Origin of the sequence: uncultured Microbacterium sp., assembly GCF_945952435.1 — a bacterium.
GTDB lineage: Bacteria > Actinomycetota > Actinomycetes > Actinomycetales > Microbacteriaceae > Microbacterium.
This window is the reverse complement of sequence record NZ_CAMFHZ010000003.1, coordinates 144,367-162,452: the sequence shown is the minus strand read 5'-3', so window position 1 is coordinate 162,452 and position 18,086 is coordinate 144,367. Positions and strand designations below refer to the sequence as shown.

General features: G+C 70.2%; 18 protein-coding genes and 1 tRNA gene. 12 read left to right on the top strand and 7 right to left on the bottom strand.

Translation table 11 applies throughout. The features are described 5' to 3' along the window. Window positions 1-119: 119 nt before the first annotated feature. On the top strand, window positions 120-1,229 hold the full coding sequence (locus tag Q0P88_RS02575; RefSeq protein ID WP_295010747.1) for a VIT1/CCC1 family protein: 1,110 nt from the start codon (window positions 120-122) through the stop codon (window positions 1,227-1,229). Window positions 1,230-1,261: 32 nt separating this feature from the next. On the opposite strand, the gene Q0P88_RS02570 is transcribed toward Q0P88_RS02575, so the two are convergent. Both Q0P88_RS02570 and Q0P88_RS02565 read right to left on the bottom strand, forming a co-directional pair. Beyond that, window positions 1,262-1,663, bottom strand: coding sequence for a DUF4186 domain-containing protein (locus Q0P88_RS02570; RefSeq protein ID WP_295010745.1), 402 nt, complete (start codon window positions 1,661-1,663; stop codon window positions 1,262-1,264). Window positions 1,664-1,795: 132 nt separating this feature from the next. Continuing rightward, window positions 1,796-1,880, bottom strand: a tRNA-Leu gene (locus tag Q0P88_RS02565). 156 nt (window positions 1,881-2,036) lie between these two features. On the opposite strand from Q0P88_RS02565, the gene Q0P88_RS02560 reads away from it, so the two are divergent. Next, on the top strand, window positions 2,037-3,338 hold the full coding sequence (locus tag Q0P88_RS02560; protein WP_295010743.1) for a M20/M25/M40 family metallo-hydrolase: 1,302 nt from the start codon (window positions 2,037-2,039) through the stop codon (window positions 3,336-3,338). Between the two features lie 98 nt (window positions 3,339-3,436). After that, the gene (locus Q0P88_RS02555) at window positions 3,437-4,261 is read left to right on the top strand and encodes an undecaprenyl-diphosphate phosphatase (protein ID WP_295010742.1); all 825 of its coding nucleotides are present in this window, start codon (window positions 3,437-3,439) and stop codon (window positions 4,259-4,261) included. Window positions 4,262-4,289: 28 nt separating this feature from the next. Here Q0P88_RS02555 and Q0P88_RS02550 read toward each other — a convergent pair whose 3' ends face one another. Then, a complete protein-coding gene (locus Q0P88_RS02550) occupies window positions 4,290-5,156 on the bottom strand; it encodes a PAC2 family protein (protein WP_295010740.1) in 867 nt (288 codons plus the stop codon). A 110-nt stretch (window positions 5,157-5,266) separates the two neighbouring features. On the opposite strand from Q0P88_RS02550, the gene Q0P88_RS02545 reads away from it, so the two are divergent. From Q0P88_RS02545 to lnt, 9 genes are read left to right on the top strand one after another with little or no spacing between them, the layout of a single operon-like run. Beyond that, complete coding sequence (locus Q0P88_RS02545; protein ID WP_295010738.1) at window positions 5,267-5,953, top strand: HAD family phosphatase; 687 nt, start codon at window positions 5,267-5,269, stop codon at window positions 5,951-5,953. Next, window positions 5,950-6,996, top strand: a complete 1,047-nt coding sequence (locus tag Q0P88_RS02540) for a tRNA (adenine-N1)-methyltransferase (protein ID WP_295010736.1) — start codon at window positions 5,950-5,952, stop codon at window positions 6,994-6,996. The genes Q0P88_RS02545 and Q0P88_RS02540 overlap by 4 nt, the downstream gene beginning before the upstream one ends. Window positions 6,997-7,006: 10 nt before the next feature. Beyond that, window positions 7,007-7,972 carry an FKBP-type peptidyl-prolyl cis-trans isomerase gene (locus tag Q0P88_RS02535; RefSeq protein WP_295010734.1) on the top strand — a complete coding sequence of 322 codons (966 nt, stop codon included), beginning with the start codon at window positions 7,007-7,009 and terminating at the stop codon, window positions 7,970-7,972. A gap of 41 nt (window positions 7,973-8,013) precedes the next feature. Beyond that, on the top strand, window positions 8,014-9,012 hold the full coding sequence (locus Q0P88_RS02530) for a YafY family protein (RefSeq protein WP_295010732.1): 999 nt from the start codon (window positions 8,014-8,016) through the stop codon (window positions 9,010-9,012). Beyond that, on the top strand, window positions 9,012-9,998 hold the full coding sequence (locus Q0P88_RS02525; protein WP_295010730.1) for a YafY family protein: 987 nt from the start codon (window positions 9,012-9,014) through the stop codon (window positions 9,996-9,998). The genes Q0P88_RS02530 and Q0P88_RS02525 overlap by 1 nt, the downstream gene beginning before the upstream one ends. A 35-nt stretch (window positions 9,999-10,033) precedes the next feature. Continuing rightward, entirely contained in the window at window positions 10,034-10,312 is a 279-nt protein-coding gene (gene tatA, locus Q0P88_RS02520) for a Sec-independent protein translocase subunit TatA (RefSeq protein WP_295010728.1), read from the top strand. A gap of 59 nt (window positions 10,313-10,371) precedes the next feature. Beyond that, a complete protein-coding gene (tatC, locus tag Q0P88_RS02515; protein ID WP_295010789.1) occupies window positions 10,372-11,127 on the top strand; it encodes a twin-arginine translocase subunit TatC in 756 nt (251 codons plus the stop codon). Further along, window positions 11,124-13,598, top strand: coding sequence for an RNA helicase (locus Q0P88_RS02510; RefSeq protein WP_295010726.1), 2,475 nt, complete (start codon window positions 11,124-11,126; stop codon window positions 13,596-13,598). Before tatC ends, Q0P88_RS02510 begins: the two co-directional genes overlap by 4 nt. Window positions 13,599-13,600: 2 nt before the next feature. Further along, window positions 13,601-15,184, top strand: a complete 1,584-nt coding sequence (gene lnt / locus Q0P88_RS02505; RefSeq protein WP_295010724.1) for an apolipoprotein N-acyltransferase — start codon at window positions 13,601-13,603, stop codon at window positions 15,182-15,184. On the opposite strand, the gene Q0P88_RS02500 is transcribed toward lnt, so the two are convergent. The 4 genes from Q0P88_RS02500 to Q0P88_RS02485 all read right to left on the bottom strand — a co-directional run bounded on the left by Q0P88_RS02500 (window position 15,181) and on the right by Q0P88_RS02485 (window position 17,995). Further along, window positions 15,181-15,564, bottom strand: a complete 384-nt coding sequence (locus tag Q0P88_RS02500; protein ID WP_295010723.1) for an RNA polymerase-binding protein RbpA — start codon at window positions 15,562-15,564, stop codon at window positions 15,181-15,183. The two genes, lnt and Q0P88_RS02500, sit on opposite strands and share 4 nt — an antisense overlap. Window positions 15,565-15,715: 151 nt before the next feature. After that, on the bottom strand, window positions 15,716-16,498 hold the full coding sequence (locus tag Q0P88_RS02495; RefSeq protein WP_295010721.1) for a glycerophosphodiester phosphodiesterase family protein: 783 nt from the start codon (window positions 16,496-16,498) through the stop codon (window positions 15,716-15,718). Beyond that, window positions 16,495-17,496 (bottom strand): SPFH domain-containing protein, encoded by a 1,002-nt coding sequence (locus Q0P88_RS02490; protein ID WP_295010719.1) that lies wholly within the window; start codon window positions 17,494-17,496, stop codon window positions 16,495-16,497. Before Q0P88_RS02490 ends, Q0P88_RS02495 begins: the two co-directional genes overlap by 4 nt. A gap of 22 nt (window positions 17,497-17,518) precedes the next feature. After that, window positions 17,519-17,995, bottom strand: coding sequence for an NfeD family protein (locus tag Q0P88_RS02485; RefSeq protein ID WP_295010717.1), 477 nt, complete (start codon window positions 17,993-17,995; stop codon window positions 17,519-17,521). Window positions 17,996-18,086: the final 91 nt, after the last annotated feature.

Sequence of the window (18,086 nt, the reverse complement as noted above, 5' to 3'; positions counted from 1 at the left end):
CAGACGCGCCCGGGGGAGTGGGGTTCGGAAGCCCGAAATGCTGTCAATCCGGGTCTGAGCAGGCCTTTGCGCGAACCGTCTGGATAGCGTTGAAGGGTCGCCTTGATCCGAAGGAATCCATGCACACGTCTGATCCCGCGCTCGCGGAACCCACCGCGGCGGACCGTCGCCGGTGGGCGCGCTATCTCGTCGAAGAGCGCGCCGAAGCCCATGTGTACACGCAGCTCGCCCGACGCCGCGCCGGCGAGGAGCAGCAGATCCTGCGTGAGCTCGCCGCCGCGGAGGGCCGGCATGAGGCGCATTGGCTCGCACTGCTCGGTGGCGAGCCCGCCCGACTGCCCCGACCAGGGCTGCGTTCGCGACTGCTCGGCTGGATGGCAGGGCGGTTCGGATCCATCTTCGTCCTGGCGCTCGCGCAGAGCGCGGAGGCCCGTTCGCCCTATGACGAAGAGGCGTACGCGACGCCGGCCATGCGCGCCGACGAGAAGGTGCACTTCGAAGTGGTCCGCGGTCTTGCCGCCCGAGGCCGCCGGCAGCTGTCCGGGTCCTTCCGCGCGGCGGTGTTCGGCGCGAACGACGGACTGGTGAGCAACCTCGCCCTCGTGCTCGGCATCGGCGCGACGGGCGCGAGCAGCGGACTCGTGCTGTTCAGCGGGTTCGCCGGTCTGCTCGCGGGCGCACTGTCCATGGGGGCGGGGGAGTTCGTCTCGGTGCGGTCGCAGCGCGAGCTGCTCGAGGCCACGCAGGAGAACGGTCACGGCGACGCGAGCGCGAGCGACCTCGACCTCGACGAGAACGAGCTCGCGCTCGTGTATCGCGCCCGCGGCATGGACGCCGACGAGGCCCTCACCCGGGCGCGCCGGGTCGTCAGTGCGGCCAAGGCCGGCATGGCCATGCACACCGGCCCGCTGCGGGCGGGCGACGAGGGAGGATCGGACGAGCACGAGATCATCGGCAGCGCCTGGTCAGCCGCGATCTCGAGCTTCCTGCTCTTCGCCTCGGGCGCGATCGTCCCGGTCCTGCCGTGGATCTTCGGACTCCAGGGGCTTCCGGCGGTGCTCACCGCTCTGGGCCTGGTCGGACTGGCGCTGCTGAGCACGGGGGCGATGGTGGGCGTGCTCTCGGGCGGCCCTCCGCTGCGCAGGGGGCTGCGTCAGCTTATGATCGGTTTCGGCGCCGCGGCGGTGACGTACGGGCTGGGCCTGTTGTTCGGGGTCAGCGCGGGGTAGCCGAGACGCCGTGCGGCCCTGGGGGATCCCCCTCAGAACAGCGCCGGTGGGGCGGGCGGCAACGTGCTGCGGTCGAAGGACGCGCACTCGTGGTCGATCCAGCGGCAGATCACGTCGACGACGTAGCCGCGCTCCCGGTCGCTGAGCACGCGACCCTTCGGGATCCGATGATTGATCTGCAGGCAGGTGCGGCAGCACGTGGCCGTGGCGTGCTGCGCGCGGAAGACCGGGTGGCCGCCCCACGGCGTCTGGCTGCCGTCCTTGCGCGGATGCGCGGGCGCGAGCCTCTCGTCGATGAGCGCTCCGGCCTGACGCCGGATCGTATCCGCGCCCCGGGCGACGGCGTAGCGATACTCGGGCGCCCTGAGGTGGAACGTCGCTCGGAACGGCAGCCGGGTGATGCGTGCGAGCATACGGTCGATCGGGTCCTGCATGTTGGCACGATCGTAACGCCGACCACGGACACCGAAGGCGGACACCGCACGGTCCACGAGCAGGGAGGCGAGCCAGAAGACGGGACGACGAAGGCCCCGGGACCTTTCGGATCCGGGGCCTTCGTCGTACTGTGCGCGAGGGGGGACTTGAACCCCCACGCCCTATTCGGGCACTAGCACCTCAAGCTAGCGCGTCTACCTATTCCGCCACCCGCGCAGGTGACCGGGCCGGTTTCCCGACCCTTTCGGCTGTTTCGCAACCGAGGAATGACACTACCACGATCTCGGAGACCCCTCGAACCAGGACGCCCGCCGGGCGCGTCGCACCGGGGGAGCGGCACGAGCCCCGGCGGCCGTTCGGTAGCCTGGAGCCATGCCCGAGCAGGATCTCGAACTTCCCGAGGTCGCGCGGATCGCCGCCGACCTCATCCGCTTCGACACGTCTAATTTCGGCGGAGGCGACGCGAAGGGCGAACGCGAGGCCGCGGAGTACGTCGGGGACTACCTCGCGGCGCTCGGTCTGGAGCCCGAGTACTACGAGCCCGTCCCTCGGCGCACGAGCGTGATGGCGCGGGTACCCGGTCGGAACAGGGACAAGCCCGCTCTCGTCGTGCACGGACACCTCGACGTGGTGCCTGCCATGGCCGGGGACTGGTCCGTCGATCCGTTCGCGGGCATCGTCCGCGACGGGATGCTCTGGGGGCGCGGGGCCGTGGACATGAAGAACATGGACGCGATGATCCTGACCTCGGTGGCCGAGATCCTGCGCGCCGGAGAGCAGCCGGAGCGCGACCTGATCCTCGTCTTCTTCGCCGACGAGGAGAACGGGGGCGTGGAGGGTTCCGCGCTCGTCGTGCAGGACCGCCCCGAGTGGTTCGAGGGCGCGACGGAGGCGATCAGCGAGGTCGGCGGCTACTCGATCCCGGTCGGCGACCAGAGGGCGTATCTGCTGCAGGTCGGCGAGAAGGCGCTCCTGTGGATCCGCCTCGTCGCGCGCGGCCGCGCCGGCCACGGAAGCCGCTTCCACCCCGACAACGCGGTGACGAGGCTCGCCGAGGCGGTCGCGCGCATCGGCAGGACCGCATGGCCGATCCAGCTCACCGACACGACGCGGGACTTCCTGGACCGCATGAGCGCCCTCACGGGCCTCCCCAACGACGATCCCGACGCCCTCGCGGCGGCCGCGGGACCGGCCGAGGCGTTCCTCCGCTCCACCCTGCGCACGACTACGAACCCGACGGTCCTGCAGGCGGGCTACAAGCACAACGTCATCCCGGAACGCGCCGAGGCGCTCGTCGACGTGCGCGTCGTGCCGGGGCAGGAGGATTCGGTGCTCGCCCAGCTGCGGGAGCTCATCGGAGATGACGTCGAGCTCGAGATGGTGGTGCAGGACATCGGCATGGAGACGCCGTTCTCCGGCGAACTCGTCGACGCCATGGTCTCGGCGCTCGACCGGCACGATCCGGGCGTCCCGGTCATCCCCTATCTGCTCGGCGCGGGGACGGACAACAAGGCGCTCGCCTCCCTCGGGATCACCGGGTACGGCTTCGCCCCGCTGCGACTCCCCGCCGATCTCGATTTCACCGGGATGTTCCACGGCGTGGACGAGAGGGTGCCGATCGATTCCCTCGTGTTCGGGCAGCGCGTGCTGACCGACCTGCTGCGCACCTACTGACACCCCAGGGGTCCTGGCCCGTCGACCGGGCCCCTCCACGCACCGACACCGTCCGCACACCCGACCTGCGCAGCTCGCGCACGACGCGAAGGCACGCCATGCATCTTCTCGAAGCGATCTTCCTCGGGATCGTCCAGGGCCTCACCGAGTTCCTGCCGATCTCGTCCAGCGCCCATCTGCGCATCGTGGGTGCGTTCCTGCCCGAAGTGCAGGATCCGGGGGCCGCGTTCACGGCGATCACGCAGATCGGCACGGAAGCAGCGGTGGTCGTCTACTTCTGGCGCGACATCGTGCGGATCGTCTCGCACTGGTTCCAGGCGCTCCTCGGCCGCATCCCGCGCAACGACCCCGACGCGCGCATGGGCTGGCTCATCATCATCGGCAGCATCCCGATCGTCGTGCTCGGTCTCGTGTTCAAGGACCAGATCGAGACCGTGTTCCGTTCGCTGTGGCTCGTCGCCATCATGCTGATCGTCTTCGGCGTGCTGCTCGGCGTCGCCGACGCGATCGGAGCGCGTCGGCGCACGCTCGACGATCTGACGCTGGGGCACGGCGTCGTCTACGGCCTCGCCCAGTCGCTCGCACTGATTCCGGGCGTCTCCCGTTCCGGTGGCACGATCACCGCGGGGCTGCTGCTCGGCTACGAGCGCGCAGCCGCCGCACGCTACGCGTTCCTGCTCGCGATCCCCGCCGTGTTCGGATCGGGCTTCTACGAGATGTTCAAGAGCATCGGCAAACCGTCGATCTTCTCGGCGGGGGAGACCCTCGCCGCCACGGGGATCGCGTTCGTCGTCGGACTCGCCGTGATCACGTTCTTCATGCGCTGGATCTCGCAGCGCAGTTTCCTGCCGTTCGTCGTCTACCGGATCCTGCTCGGCGTGACGCTGATCGTCCTGCTCGCGCTGGGCGTCATCCAGCCCTGATCCGCGGCGGTGCGCCCTCTCGGCGCACTCAGCGCTTGTGCTCTCCCGGACCGTCCCCGTTGCGGCGGAAGAAGCGTTCGAACGCCTGCGCGATCGCCTCGCCCGAGGCGTCGGGCGACTCCCACGTGTCGCGCTTGGCTTCCAGCTGCTCGATGTAGGCCGCCATCTCCTCGTCCTCCGCGGCCGCGGCGTCGATCGTCGCCTCCCAGACGGCGGCCTCCGTGGCGAGCTGGCTGCGGGCCACGTCGACTCCGGTCACCTCGTGCAAGCGGTCCAGGAGGGCGAGCGTGGCCTTGGGCGAGGCGCCGCCCGTCTGCACGTAGTGCGGAACGTTCGCCCAGAGCGAGAGCGCGGGGATCCCGGCCTCCTCCGCCGCGTGCTCGAGGGCGGACAGGATCCCGATCGGGCCCTCGTACCCGGATCGCTCGATGCCGAGCGCCTCGCGCACGTCGGAGTTCTCGCTCGACGCGAAGATCGAGATCGGACGGGTGTGCGGCACGTCGGAGAGCATCGCGCCGAGCGTCACGAAACCGGTCACGTCCTCGCGCAGCGCCGCGTCGATGAACTCGGCACTGAACGACTGCCACGCCCGCGCGGGCTCCGTGCCGGTCAACAGCCACAGCCGGGGCTCGTCGGCCTCGCGGGGGCGGGAGAGGTCGTCGGCCGGGCGACGCAGCCGCGCGCGCGGCCAGCGCAGCTGACGCACGCCCTCGGCGTCCCGCTCGACGGTCGGGCGGGCCCACTGATAGTCGAAGTAGAGCTCGGGGTCGACGGTGTGCACGAGCTCGTAGGGGCCCGCGTCGGCGATCTGCTCGGCGGCGGCGGACGCGGCCTCTCCCGCGTCGTTCCATCCGTCGAACGCGGCGACGACGATCCGGGATCCGAGTACCTGCACGACGTTCCTCTCGCCCCGCAGCGGGCGCCGCGGGTTCCGTCCAGGCTAGTCCTCGCGAGCGGATCCGGCGTCGGACGGGGCCGCCTCCGTGCCGCCGGTACCATGGAGCAGTGACACAGCACCCTCGCGCGGTCCTCTGGGACATGGACGGAACCCTCGTCGACACCGAGCCGTACTGGATGGATGCCGAGACCGATCTGGTCGCATCCTTCGGCGGCACCTGGACCCACGAGCAGGCCCTGCAGCTGGTCGGCAACAGCCTCATCGGCAGTGCGCTGATCCTTCGCTCCGCCGGCGTCGACATGGAGCCGCAGGCGATCGTCGACGAGCTCACCGAGCGCGTCCGCGTGCGTCTGCAGCAGGACGGCGTGCCGTTCCGCCCCGGCGCGCGCGAGCTGCTGCGCAGCCTGAAGGACGCGGGGATCCGCACGGGCCTCGTCACGATGTCGCTGCGTCGCATGGCGGAGGACATCGTCGCGCTCATCGGCTTCGACGCCTTCGACGTGATCGTCGGCGGCGACGACGCGACCCGCCCCAAGCCGTTCCCCGACCCCTATCTGCAGGCGGCGGAGGCCCTCGGGGTCGACATCCTCGACACGGTCGCGCTGGAGGACTCGCCCACCGGCGTGGCCGCGGCCGCGGCCGCCCGTGCCGTCACGATCGGCGTGCCGCACATCGTGCCGCTGGACGGGCTCGGCGCCGATCTGCTCTGGGAGAGCCTCTCGGACAAGGATGCCGACGACATCGCCGCGGAGTTCGCGCGAGTCGCTGCGGAGCGGACGGAGGTCGCCCGATGAGCGTCGACCCCACGTCGGGACCCCGGCCCAGCGGGCCATTCCGCGAGGGCGACCGGGTGCAGCTGACCGGCCCGAAGGGCCGTATGCACACGATCACGCTCCGCGCCGACGGCGAACTGCACACGCATCACGGCGTGCTCCGCCATCGCGATCTCATCGGACTGCCGGACGGCTCGGTCGTCGAGAACAGCTCCGGCCACGAGTACCTCGCCCTGCGGCCGCTGCTGCGCGACTTCGTCATGTCGATGCCGCGCGGCGCGGCGATCGTCTACCCGAAGGACGCGGCGCAGATCGTGACGCAGGCCGACATCTTCCCCGGCGCGACGGTCGTCGAGGCAGGCGTCGGCTCCGGCGCTCTCTCGCTCTCCCTGCTGCGGGCGATCGGCTCCGAAGGACGGCTCGTCTCCTTCGAGCGGCGGGAGGACTTCGCCGAGGTCGCGCGCGCCAACGTCGAGACCTTCCTCGGCGCCCTCCCGCCGTCGTGGGACGTCGTCGTCGGCGATCTGCAGGAGGAGCTGCCCGGCCGATTCCCGACGGGAAGCGTGGACAGGGTCGTGCTCGACATGCTGGCTCCCTGGGAGTGCATCGACGCCGTCGCGGAGGCCCTCGCGCCCGGCGGGGTCGTGCTCTGCTACATCGCGACCGCGACCCAGCTCTCCCGGGTCGCGGAGTACATCCGCGGCACGGGGCTGTTCACCGAGCCGGAGTCCTCCGAGACCATGGTCCGCGGATGGCACGTGGAAGGGCTCGCCGTCCGCCCGGATCACCGGATGGTCGCGCACACCGGGTTCCTGATCACCGCCCGCCGGCTCGCACCGGGCGCGGTTCCGCCCGACGTCAAGCGGCGCGCGGCCAAGAAGCCCAGCTACGGCGACGTGGACGTGGAGCTCTGGACGCCCGGCGCGGTCGGCGACAGGGAGATCACGGACAAGAACCTGCGCAAGCGCGTCCGGGAGGCCCAGCGCGCCGCCGGCGGCGCGCGACTCGCGGCATCCGGCGACGCGGGCGTGGCACGGTCCGACGCCTCGGATCCGTCCGCTTAGACTGGAGCGCGTGCGTAAGACTGCCGCTGCCCTGATCACCCTCGGTCTCGCCGCCCTCGCCCTGACGGGGTGTGCGGGCGGGCCGTCGTTCGCGGGGAACTCCTGCCCGACGCAGACCGGGGCACCGGATTTCGCCAGTTCGGTGGCGGTGAAGGGCGACTTCGGCGCGGCGCCGGACGTGACGGTGAGCACCCCGACGCGCGCGTCGAAGCTCTCCGTCGACGACCTGATCGTCGGCAAGGGCACCGCCGTCACCAGCGCGCACCAGCCCCTCGTCGTCGACATCGCCCTCTACAGCGCGAAGACGGGACGCAAGCTCGTCGCGACCGACTTCAACGGAGACCTCTCCCGCGTCGGCGACGTCGAGAGCTGGGCCTCGCAGGCGAAGGGGATCGGCGCCGCGTTGCAGTGCGCGACCGCGGGTTCCCGGCTGCTCGTCGGCATTCCGCACGCACAGGTCTCCGACGCCCTGGCACAGGGGGTGAACCTGGCCGCGGACGACTCGGTCGTCGCGGTCATGGACGTGCTCAAGGTGTACCTCCCTCGGGCGGAGGGTTCCCTCGTCTACAACGACGCCCTCGGACTCCCGACCGTCGTGCGCGCGCCCGACGGTCGCCCCGGCATCATCGTGCCGGATGCGAAGAAGCCGTCCTCGCTCGTGGTGCAGACCCTGCTCCACGGCGACGGCACGGCGATCACCAAGGGCGACGCGGTGCGCGTCCAGTTCACCGCGGTCGACTGGGACACCCGCAAGGTTCTCAAGACCACGTGGGGGGAGCAGTCCGTCCGGTTCACCGAGACGGATCTCGGCGAGGTGTTCGACAAGGGTCTCGTGGGCAAGACCGTCGGGTCGCAGGTGATGATCGTGGTCCCCGCGGCGGACGGTCAGGCGTCGAGCGCCGACGGCAGCGGGGGCACCCAGGTGCTCGTGATCGATATCCTCGGGATCGACGCCCCTTCCTCCTCGGGGCAGTGATCGAAGGCCCGCCGCGCGCGGGCCAGTGAAGGACGGCAGCGATGGCGGCGCGGATTCCGGCGGAAGAGCGTCTGACGAACCTCGTCGTCGCGCTCATGGCGACCGAGATCGGACTGACCAAGCAGCAGATCCTTGCCTCGGTCTCGGGGTACCGCCAGCGCGCCGACGGACGTCAGGACGCGCTGGAGAAGATGTTCGAGCGCGACAAGGACGAACTCCGCTCCCTCGGCATCCCCATCGAGACGCTCGGCGACCACGCCGACCCGAACGACCTCAGGGAAGCGCGCTATCGGATCCCGAAGGCCGAGTACGACCTGCCCGTCGACATCGAGTTCACGCCGGCGGAGCTCGCGGTTCTGCGGCTCGCCGGGAGCGTGTGGAGCGAGGAGTCGCTCTCGGGCGACGCGCAGGCCGGCGTGCGCAAGATCCGCGCCCTCGGGATCGACGTCGACGAGCCGATCATCGGCTTCGCCCCGCGCATCACGGCGCGCGACGCGGCGTTCGCCCCGTTGCAGGGCGCGATCGAACGCAGCGTCGAGGTGGTCTTCGACTATCTGAAGCCGGGAGAGGAGTCCCCGCGCCGGCGCCGGGTGCGCCCCTTGGCGCTCGTCGAGTACGAGGCCCGCTGGCACGTCTTCGGAAACGACGTCGACGCGGACGGTGATCGGATGTTCCTGCTGACACGGATCATCGGGGACGTCGTCGTCGGATCCGCCTCCTTCCCGCCCGCACTGCGCGAGGGAGCCGGCGAGCGCGCGCTGGCCGGGCTGGCCGCGGTCGCCGCCGCGAACTCCGCGCTCCTCGAGATCACCCCGGGCACGGAGGCTGCTCTCCGGCTCGGGCGCCGTGCGGAGCCGGCCGCGCAGGGCTTCCGGCTGCCGTACGTGGATCTGCACATCCTCGCGGACGAGCTGGCCTCCTACGGCCCGGAGGTGCGCGTCGTCGCGCCGGAGGACCTGCGCGCCGAGGTCGTCGAACGTCTGCGCGCGGTGGCGGCCGTGCATCACGGCGCCGCGCACACGGGGGAGGAGGGAGCCTGATGGCCGATCACAAGCCGCTGCTCACGTCCGACCGCGTGCGCGCCTACCTGACCCTCGTCCCCTATCTGCTCGAACGCGGCGAGGTGTCGCTCGCCGAGGCCGCCGCCGAGTTCGACATGACCGAGGCGCAGATGCGCGCGATGGTCGAGAAGCTCACGGTGATCGGGCTGCCCGGGGACGAGGGCTACTGGCAGCCCCCGCAGGAGCTCTTCGACATCAACTGGGATCTGCTCGACCAGCAGGGGATCATCGAGATCACGAACGACGTCGGCCTTCGCCGTGTGCCGAGGTTCACCGCTCGGGAGGCCGCCGCGCTCGTCGCGGGACTGCAGCTCGCCTCCGCCGTTCCCGGCGTCGCCGACTCGGAGGTCGTGCGCGGCCTCGTCGCCAAGCTCTCCCGTGGCGCAGCCGGCCTTCCTGCGGACGTCATCGTCGCCCCGGGACCGGTCGACGAGGTCCGCACGGTCGTCTCGACGGCGCTGCAGGAGCACGTCGCGGTGTCGTTCACGTACCGGGCGCCGGATGCGGAGCCCACCACCCGCACCGTCGATCCCGTCACCGTGCTCATCACGAACGGCCAGTGGTACCTGCAGGGCTGGTGCCACCTGCGCCGCGCGATGCGCACGTTCCATCTGGACAGGGTCAGCGAGCCGCGGCTCACCGACATCCCGATCGAGCACGGCGACGAGGCCGTCCCTGAGCTGTTCGCCGGCGCTTCCGTGCACGACGAGGCCGTGATCCGCTTCCCCGAGCGGCTCGCGCCGCTGCTGCGCGACTACCTCACGCGCGCGGACGTCCGCATCGAGGAGGGGACGATGACGGCGACGCTGCGGGTCGGCGATCCGCTGAGCCTCAAGCGCCTGGCCGCACGATTCGGGGGCGCGGTGGAGATCCTGGACCCCGCCGCGGCGCGCGCAGCGGCACGGGAATGGGCGCGCGCGGGTCTGGATCTCTACAACGCGGACAGCGGGCCTGCAGCACTGTAGACTTACGCGAAACTTGACCATCAAGGGAGATCATCATGCTCGCCGGGCTCAACGGATGGCACCTCGTCATCATTCTCGCCGTCATCCTGCTGCTGTTCGGTGCGGCGAAGCTCCCCGCGCTCGCGAAGAGCATGGGCCAGTCGGCCCGTGTCTTCAAGGGCGAGATGAAGGCGATGAAGGACGACGACGCCGTGCGCGACGCCGGAACGACGGCGCCTGAGGCCTCCGCGCCGGTCACCCCCGCGCAGAACACCGTCGCGCCGCAGCCCACCAACGTCGTCACTCCTCCGCACGACGCCGGCACCTCTCGCTGACGGGCGTGACCGACGCGTCACCCGCGACGAAGGGCCGCAAGCCGCGTCGCGACCGCACCATGCCCCTCGCCGGGCATCTGATCGAGTTGCGCAAGCGGCTGGTGATCTCCGCGGCGGCGCTCCTGATCGGGATGGTGGTGGCGTTCCTCATCACGGATCCGATCATCTCGTTCGTCACCGAGCCGATCCGCGTCGTCGCCCGGGAACGCGGAGACAACTTCGCCGCGCTGAACTTCGGTACCGTGACTGCCGCGTTCGACATGCGGATGCGCATCGCCTTCTCGATCGGCATCTTCCTCGCGGCGCCGATCTGGCTGTGGCAGATCTGGGCCTTCATCATGCCCGGGCTCACGAAGAAGGAGATCCGCTACACGATCGGCTTCGTCGCCGCCGCGGTTCCCCTCTTCTTCGCCGGCTGCTACGTGGGCGTGATGGTCATGCCGCACATCGTCGAGCTCATGTGGGGCTTCACTCCGAAGGGCGCGGCGAACCTCTACAACGCGCAGGACTACTACGACTTCGTGTTCAAGCTCATGCTCGTGATCGGGGTCTCCTTCATCATCCCCGTGTTCCTCGTGGCGCTGAACTTCGCGGGCATCATGTCGGGCCGCGCGATCCTCAAGGCCTGGCGCGTCGCCATCCTGATCGCCTGTCTGTTCGCGGCACTCGCGACGCCCGCCGCCGACGTGGTGAGCATGCTGATGCTCGCCGGCATCCTCGTCGTCCTCTACTTCGCCGCCGCGCTCCTCTCGCTCGTCTTCGACCGGCGCAAGCACAAGCAGCAGCAGGCGTTCCTCGAGGAGTCCGCGGTATGACCTCCCCGGCGGACCGTTACGCCGCCGCCCGTGCCGCTCAGGAGCATCCGGAGACCGCGGCGTTCGCTGCGGCGCAGCGATTCCAGCTGGATCCCTTCCAGGTCGAGGGCTGTCACGCCCTCGAGCGGGGGAGCAGCGTCCTCGTGGCCGCTCCCACCGGCGCAGGGAAGACGATCGTCGGCGAGTTCGCGATCCATCTCGCGATGCAGACGCCCCACGACAAGGCGTTCTACACGACGCCGATGAAGGCGTTGTCGAACCAGAAGTTCCGTGAGCTCGTCGACGTGTACGGCGCAGACCAGGTCGGGCTGCTGACCGGCGACGTCAACATCAACGGCTCCGCCCGGATCGTCGTGATGACCACCGAAGTGCTCCGCAACATGATCTACGCGGATTCCCGGGCACTCGACCATCTCCGCTACGTGATCATGGACGAGGTGCACTACCTCGCCGATCGCTTCCGCGGCGCGGTGTGGGAGGAGGTCATCATCCACCTGCCGCGCACGGTGCGGCTCGTCGCGCTCAGCGCCACCGTGTCGAACGCGGAGGAGTTCGGCGACTGGCTCGACGCGGTACGCGGCGACACCGAAGTGATCGTCTCGGAGACCCGGCCCGTGCCCCTCGAGCAGCACGTGCTCGTCCGGGACGACCTCCTGCCGCTCTTCGACGAGCGCGCGGGCCTGGCGACCGCACAGGTCAATCAGGAGCTTCTGCGGATCCGCTCCTTCGGCGGCGCCAATTACGAGCGCAACCGCGATGCGCAGCAGTACCGCAGCGCACGTCAGGCGGGCGCTCAGGGACGGCGACCGCAGCGCGGCGGCAAACGGCCCGTACGTTCGGCGAACGTGCGCCGCATCGAACGCCTCGATCGTCCCCAGGTCGTCGATCTGCTGGATCGGGCGAATCTGCTCCCCGCGATCTTCTTCATCTTCAGCCGGGTCGGCTGCGATGCGGCGGTCCAGCAGGTGCGGCGCTCGGGGCTGCGGCTGACGACGGCCGAGGAACGTCGCGAGATCCGCGCGATCGTCGAGGAGCGGGTCCGCACGCTGCGCGACGAGGACCTGGCCGTGCTCGGGTACTGGGACTGGCTCGACAACCTCGAGCGCGGCGTGGCCGCCCACCATGCGGGTCTGCTGCCGGCGTTCAAGGAGATCGTCGAGGAGCTCTTCCAGCAGCGCCTGCTCAAGGTCGTCTTCGCCACGGAGACGCTGGCGCTCGGGATCAACATGCCGGCGCGCACGGTCGTGCTGGAGCGCATGGAGAAGTTCAACGGCGAGGCGCGGGTCGCGATCACTTCGGGGGAGTACACGCAGCTGACGGGCCGCGCCGGCCGCCGGGGCATCGACGTGGAGGGCCATGCGGTCGTGCAGTGGACGGAGGGGATGGATCCGCAGGCCGTCGCCGCGCTCGCGTCACGCCGCACCTACCCGCTCAACTCCAGCTTCCGGCCGACGTACAACATGGCGGTCAACCTGCTCGATCGGTTCGGACGGGAGCGCTCCCGGGAGATCCTCGAATCGTCGTTCGCCCAGTTCCAGGCGGACCGTGCCGTCGTGGGGCTCGCCAGGACGGTGCGCGAGGCCGAGACCTCGCTGGCCGGGTACCTCGAAGCCATGACCTGCGATCGGGGGGACTTCGCCGAGTACTCCGGGATCCGGCGGGAGCTCAGCGACCTGGAGAAGAAGAACCGTTCGGATGCGCAGGCGCCGCGTGCGGTGCGGGACAAGCGGCTGCACAAGATCGAGGATCTGAGGCGGCGCATGCAGCGCCACGCCTGCCATCGGTGTCCGGACCGCGAGGCGCACGCGCGCTGGGCGGAGCGCTACTGGAAGCTCAAGCGCGAGACCGACCGCACGCGCCGTCAGATCGAGAACCGCACGGGGACGGTCGCCCGCGTCTTCGATCGGGTCCTCGACGTGCTGCGCGAGGTCGGCTACGTCGAGGGGCAGGGCGACGACCTGCGTCTGACCGATGCCGGACGCACGATGCAGCGCATCTACGGAGAACGGGATCTCCTCGTCGCGGAGTCGCTGCGTCGCGGCCTCTGGGACGGGCTGGACGCTCCGTCCCTGGCGGCCATGGCCTGTGCGCTCGTGTACGAGCCGCGCCGGGATGACGGTTCGGTCGATCCCCGGGATCTGCCGCGAGGGAGGTTCCGGGTCGCCTGGGATCGCACCCAGGAGCTGTGGGCCGAGCTCGACGATCTCGAGCACGACAACCGGCTGCCCGGATCGGAGCGTCCCTCGGCGGGGCTCGCGGGCGCGATGCACGCCTGGGCGCGCGGTGCCGCGCTCGACACCGTGCTGCAGGACGCGGACATGGCCGCGGGAGACTTCGTCCGCTGGACCAAACAGACGATCGACCTGCTCGACCAGCTCTCGATCGTGGCGCCCTCCGCGGAGACCGCACGTACGGCCCGGGACGCCCTCGACGGCGTCCGTCGCGGCATCGTCGCCTACTCGTCGATGTGACCATGAGCCCTCGTACGACCGCGCGGCGCGGCCGCCGCCGAAAGTCTCTGCCCGGACCGCCGCCCGTCCTGCCGCTGTGGGGTGCTCTGCTCGCCGCGGCCGCCGCGGGCGGCCTGCTGACCCTCGCCTTCCCCGCGCCGTCGGTGTGGATCGCGGCGTTCCCCGCGATCGGGCTCGTGCTCGTCGCGCTCATCGGCCGCCGCGCCTGGGCCGCGCTGCTCGTCGGGTTCGTGTTCGGCGCAGTGCTGTTCCTCGTGCTCGTATCGTGGACCGCACGGTATCTCGGGCCCGTGCCGTGGCTCGCTCTCGGTCTCCTGGAGGCGGCGCTGACCGCGGTGGCGCTCGTGCCGGTCACCCTCGCGTACCGGTGGATCCCCATGCTCGTCCGTGCCGGGGCGGCCCGAGGTGCGATCACGGCGGTCGTGGTCGCGGCACTCTGGATCGGTCGTGAGCTGTTCGTCGGCACCTGGCCCTACGGGGGGTTCCCGTGGGCGCGGGTGGCTCTCGTGATGTCGGAGACTCCGGCGGCCAGGGTCACGAGTTGGATCGGGGTCAGCGGGCTCGGCTTTCTCATGGTGCTCCTCGTCGCGCTGATCGTGGAGCTTCTCCGCGTGCGTGCCCGCCCTCGCCCGATCGCCCTCGTGCCCGCGGCCGTGCTCGTGCTGGTGCTGGCCTTCGTCCCCTCCTTCCCGACCACGGCGCACGGCACGATGCGCATCGGCGCAGTGCAGGGGAACGGTCCGACCGGCTACTTCGACCATCGGGAGCCGTTCGCGGTGCTCGATGCCCAGACGAAAGCCTCGGAGCCCCTGTTCGGCAAGCGGATGGACCTTCTCGTCTGGCCCGAGGGCGGCCTCGACGGGGATCCCTTCCAGTACCCGGAACTGGCCGACGGTCTGGATGCCGTCGCCTCCGGCGTGCGGGCTCCGATCCTTGCCAACGCGGCGACCGCGAAGGGCGACCTGTTCTACAACACCTCGTTCCTCTGGCCGGACCAGTCGCACGGCGTGCTGGGCCGCGAAGACGTGCAGACCCACTCGAAACGTCACCCCGTCCCGTTCGGCGAGTACGTGCCCGACCGGGCGTTCTTCAATGCGCTGGCGCCTGATCTGATCGGGCTCATCGGGCGGGAGTACACGCCGGGAACGGATGCACCGGTCGTCCGCTCCGGCGCCACCCCGATCGGCCTGGCGATCTGCTTCGACGTCATCTACGACGAGGTCATCGCGGAGGGGATCGACGGGGGCGCGGAAGTGCTCGTCTTCCAGACGAACAACGCCGACTTCCGCGGCACCGCCGAGAACCGCCAGCAGTTGGCGATCGCTCGCATGCGCGCCGTGGAGACCGGGCGCGCGGTCGTCAACATCTCCACGGTCGGCACGAGCCAGGTGATCCGCCCCGACGGTTCCACCCAGGCGTCGCTCGACGAGAATCGCCCCGGTGCGCTGCTCGAACAGGTCGAGCGACGTACCGGGGCGACGGCGGGTGTCCTGCTGGGCCCGTGGGTCGAGCAGATCCTCCTGTGGGGCGGTCTGCTGGTCGTCGCGAGCGCGGGGCTCGTCGCACGGGTCCGCCGGAGGGGCTAGGCGCCGATGCGCTCCCTGGTCGGGTCCTCACCGGCGCCGCGGCGGGCGCGGATGAAGGCGAGGCGCTCCTCCAGGAGCTCCTCGAGCTCGGCACGGGTACGACGCTCCAGGAGCATGTCCCAGTGCGTACGTCCGGCCTTTTCGCCGCTCTCCTCGATCTCGACAGGCTTGCCGTCGATCTGCAGGCGCGCCTCGGCGCCGCAGGAGCGGCACTCCCACGTGGCCGGCGGCTCGGCGTCCGCCGCGAACATCAGCGTGGTCACGTGTCCGCAGACGTCACAGGTGTACGCCGTCTGCTGCCGTTCCATGAAGACGACGCCCTCTTCGCTCTGAAGGCTCTGGGCGCCGAGTCGGATTCCTCGAAGGCTGCGATCTGCCATTGTGTGGTCCTCTCGTCGCCCTCAGGTATACCGCTCCGGGCTGTGCAGAAGGTGCGAGGGGAGGCAACCGTGAAGGCTTTCACAGTCGATCCCCAGGCCTATCGCCGTAGGGTCGCGGTTCGAGGTGCCGAGGGACGTCCGAGACGGCGGATCAGCGTGACGGCAGGGTTGCGAGGGCGAGGTCGGCCCGGTCGGTGACGATCCCGTCGGCACCCTGTGCGACGAGGCGTCGCATCTGCGCAGGATCGTCGATCGTCCAGACGTGCACCTCGACCCCCGAGGCGTGCGCGGCACGCACGAGGGCGGGCGTGAACACACGGACGAAGCCGAAGCGCTCGGGGATCTGCACCGCGTCGAGGCCGCTCAGGATTCGCCGTGCCCAGGCACCCAGACGCAGCGCCGAGGCGAGGCGGAGGAGTGCGATCGCCCTCTGCCCGCCGGACGACGCGGGAAGTACGGGGGCTCCCGCGCCTGCGGCGGCGTCCAGGGCGGTCCTCCGGTTCGCGTCCCTGAAACTCGTCAGCAGCACCCGGTGCCCGTGGGGCGCGACCGCGACGCCGATCGCGGCGGCCGCGCTCGACGCCTTGACGTCGACGTTGAAGCGGAGTCGGGGAAAGAGATCGAGCGCTTCCGTGAGCGTCAGCAGACCGCCGTGCGCGGCGAACAACTCCTGGAGTTCCGCGGTGGCGACCTGTGCAACCGGCCGAGGATCCCCGAGCAGACGCTCCAGCGTCTCGTCGTGGAAGAGCACGGGGTCGCCGTCCGCGGTCGCCCGCACGTCGGTCTCCAAGTACACGACCCCTGCGGCATCGGCGGCCGCGAGGGCGGCGGCGGAGTTGTCGAACACGACGGCGTCCTCGCCCGACCCGGTCAGGAGACCGCGGTGGGCGAGGACGCGCGGGAACGGAGCCCCCTCGAAGTACGGGTGGGTCACGCCTCGGGGATCCCGGACGGCGGAGGCGTCGCGGCGGCGGGCTCGGCACGCGTGCCCGGCACGGTCCCCGTCGGGGGAGTCGAGGGGATGCGCGGGGCGCCACCGGCTCCGGGCGTGAAGGCACCGCCGAAGTTCTTCAGCGCCTCGGTGAACTCGCTCGGGATGATCCACAGCTTGCTGGAGGCGCTCTCGCTGATCTTCGGCAGCATCTGCAGGTACTGATAGGCGAGCAGCTTGTCGTCGGGCTGCCCCTGGTGGATGGCGTTGAAGACGTTCTGGATCGCCTCCGCCTCGCCCTCGGCACGGAGCACCGCCGCCTGCTTCTCTCCCTCCGCGCGGAGGATGTCGGCCTGGCGCTGACCCTCGGCCTCGAGGATCTGGGACTGCTTGGTGCCCTCCGCAGTGAGGATGGCGGCACGACGGTCGCGCTCGGCGCGCATCTGCTTCTCCATCGAGTCCTGGATCGACACGGGCGGATCTATGGCCTTGAGCTCGACCCGGGAGACGCGGATGCCCCACTTGCCGGTGGCCTCGTCGAGCACGATCCGCAACTGTCCGTTGATGTTGTCGCGGCTGGTGAGCGCCTCTTCGAGGTTCAGACCGCCGACGACGTTGCGGAGCGTGGTGGTGGTGAGCTGCTCGACTGCGCCGAGGTAGTTCGCGATCTCGTACGTCGCGGCACGCGCGTCGGTGACCTGGAAGTACACCACCGTGTCGATCGAGACGACGAGGTTGTCCTCGGTGATCACCGGCTGCGGCGGGAACGAGACGACCTGTTCGCGCATGTCGATGAGAGGACGCAGGCGGTCGATGAACGGCACCAGCAGGTTCAGGCCGGGGGAGAGGGTCTTGTGATACCGCCCGAGGCGTTCGACGATCCCGGCGGTCGCCTGCGGGATGATCCTGACGGATCGGGCGATCGTCACCAGCACGAAGATGATGATGGCGATCGCCAGGATCCAGCCGATGGCGGCCGGGATGAAGGATGCGCTGTCCATGAAGGGCTGCTCCTGTCTCTTCCTAGTCGTGGGCGGAACGGACGTATGCGGTGGCTCCCTCGATACGCACGACCGTGACGGGCGCACCGGGGTTCAACGGGGCGAGGACCGGCGCATCGGCGGCGATCCGCGCGGTCCAGGTGTCTCCGTTGCTCAACTTGACCTGGCCGCTGAGGGTGGAGACCTCCAGCAGCACGACGCCGTGCAACCCGATCAGGGCAGCCACGTTCGAGCGCGTGTCGTCCTCCCCGCGATGCAGACGTCGCAGCAACGGCGGCCGCAGGAGGAAGATGAGCAGCGCCGCGGAGAGCGCCGCCACGATCGCCTGCGCCCAGATCGGCCAGCCGGTGAGCACGGAGAGCAGACCCACCGCGCAGCCGAGCCCGAGCATCAGGAATGTCATGTCGAGGGTGAAGATCTCGATCACGAAGAAGAGCACCATGAGGACGAGCCAGCCGATCCATGCCCAGTCCTGGAACATCTGCAGCATCGCGTCCATGCGTCCCCCTTCTTGCCGTCAACCTATCACGCGGCCACCGGCGGCCCGCGGCCGCACGCGCGGTCTGCGCCGCGGAATCACGCGGATTGAT